Origin of the sequence: Mesorhizobium sp. M0808 (assembly GCF_040320025.1) — a bacterium.
Classification (GTDB): domain Bacteria; phylum Pseudomonadota; class Alphaproteobacteria; order Rhizobiales; family Rhizobiaceae; genus Mesorhizobium.
Window position 1 is genome coordinate 1 of the sequence record NZ_JAMYOX010000111.1, and the last position, 1,413, is coordinate 1,413.

A 1,413-nucleotide genomic window follows, 5' to 3' on the forward strand; every position below is an offset into this window, starting at 1 on the left:
TGCTGGTCACCACCGAAGCCATGATCGCGGAGGCTCCGAAGAAGGAGTCGGCTGGCGGCGGCATGCCTGGCGGCATGGGCGGCGGCGGCATGGGCGGCATGGGCGGTATGGATTTCTAATCCAGCCCCTATCAACCTACAGCGGAAAGGGCGGCAGCAATGCCGCCCTTTCCTTGTGTGCCGAACATGATCGACAACTTGGAGTGCGTCCCGAGGATCTCCTTCGAGCCTCACCGCATGGTCGAGAATTAGGATCTTGTTCGATCGAGCAATTCGCGGGCTCAACCTGGTCAAACCGGCGCCCCCTACGAACTGCCCGATCCTTGAGGATTCCGCTGCGCGACAATCACGATGATTCATTCAGTTGGTAGCTATAGGCGGTGAATCATGAGGGGCATTGAGGAGCGTGGCAAGGCGCCCATCTCGGCATTTAACCCCATCGAGCGTGATATCAGGGACAATTCTCTCATCGGACCGGCGGCTGGCGTTGAAGGACCCGGTGAATCATCCTGTTCTATAGTGGAGCAGACGCGCTCTGAGCCTCAAGATCAAGGGTTTCCTCCTCTGAGTATCCTTGATCTGCCGCTGGACATTCTCGTTGATATTGCTGAGCGGCTCAGCCCGATGGATCTGCTGAGGATGTCGCACACAAATCAAGAGCTGCGTGTCGCCGCGATGATAGTCGCAACGCCTCAAGAAAGGCGGATCCAGGTTCAGGCCATCTGTGGAGCCCTTGCAACCGGGCTCCAGCAGCGTCTCGTCGTCGTGGCAGAGGGGCCTCGTGACCCCGACGACTGCGCTTCGGCCTTGTGGGGCCTCGGAGCGGGCGTGGCAGCGCTTGCACCCGAGCTCCAGCGGCGTCTCATTCTCCTCGCCGAAGGGCTTGAGCCCAGGTCTCAGACCATTGCCCTGGAGGGCCTCGGAGCAGGCGTGGGTGGCCTTGCCCAACTTCAGCCGATCCAGGATTGCGATCAGCAGGTCATGATCTAGCGTCGTCATCACCAGCTCCCTCCGACCACCGCTTCGTACTCGGCGAGTGGCCGCAGCAAGGTGGCCGGGGGTGATCTTGATGCGCTCGGCGCGCACCGGCCCTTCGAAGCCGGCAACGCCGACAAAAGGCTCTGTCGCAAACCTGGAAATGGGGGTGTGAACGGCCATTTCGGCCTGTCCGTCAGGCAGCGAGGATATCGAAACAGCGATCGACAGACTTGTAGGCATACCTCGCCTGTCGCTTGCCCATCATGTGGATCATCTCGATGCCGGAGAGGATAACCACGGCGCTCGCCTGCGACTTGAAGCCGAGCATGGATGGAATGCGGCGCTTGATACGCCGGTGATCCTGTTCGATCCGATTGTTGAGATACCGGCTATTGCGGATGCGGATCGGCTTCAGCGGTCGCCGCGATCGCTGCCG

Annotated in this window: 2 protein-coding genes; both read right to left on the reverse strand. The window is 60.7% G+C overall.

The window, feature by feature from the left end; translation table 11 throughout:
• Nucleotides 1-503 precede the first annotated feature (503 nt).
• Nucleotides 504-1,157: a hypothetical protein gene (locus NKI25_RS36710; RefSeq protein WP_502894663.1), complete on the reverse strand. Its 654-nt coding sequence runs from the start codon at nt 1,155-1,157 to the stop codon at nt 504-506.
• Nucleotides 1,158-1,170: 13 nt separating this feature from the next.
• Nucleotides 1,171-1,413 (reverse strand): DDE-type integrase/transposase/recombinase (locus tag NKI25_RS36175; RefSeq protein ID WP_353000950.1); only part of this gene is annotated, 243 nt, incomplete at its 5' end.

Coding starts and splice junctions, on each gene's coding strand:
- NKI25_RS36710 (WP_502894663.1), bottom strand. CDS start 1,157: ATGGCCGTTCACACCCCCATTTCCAGGTTTGCGACAGAGCCTTTTGTC.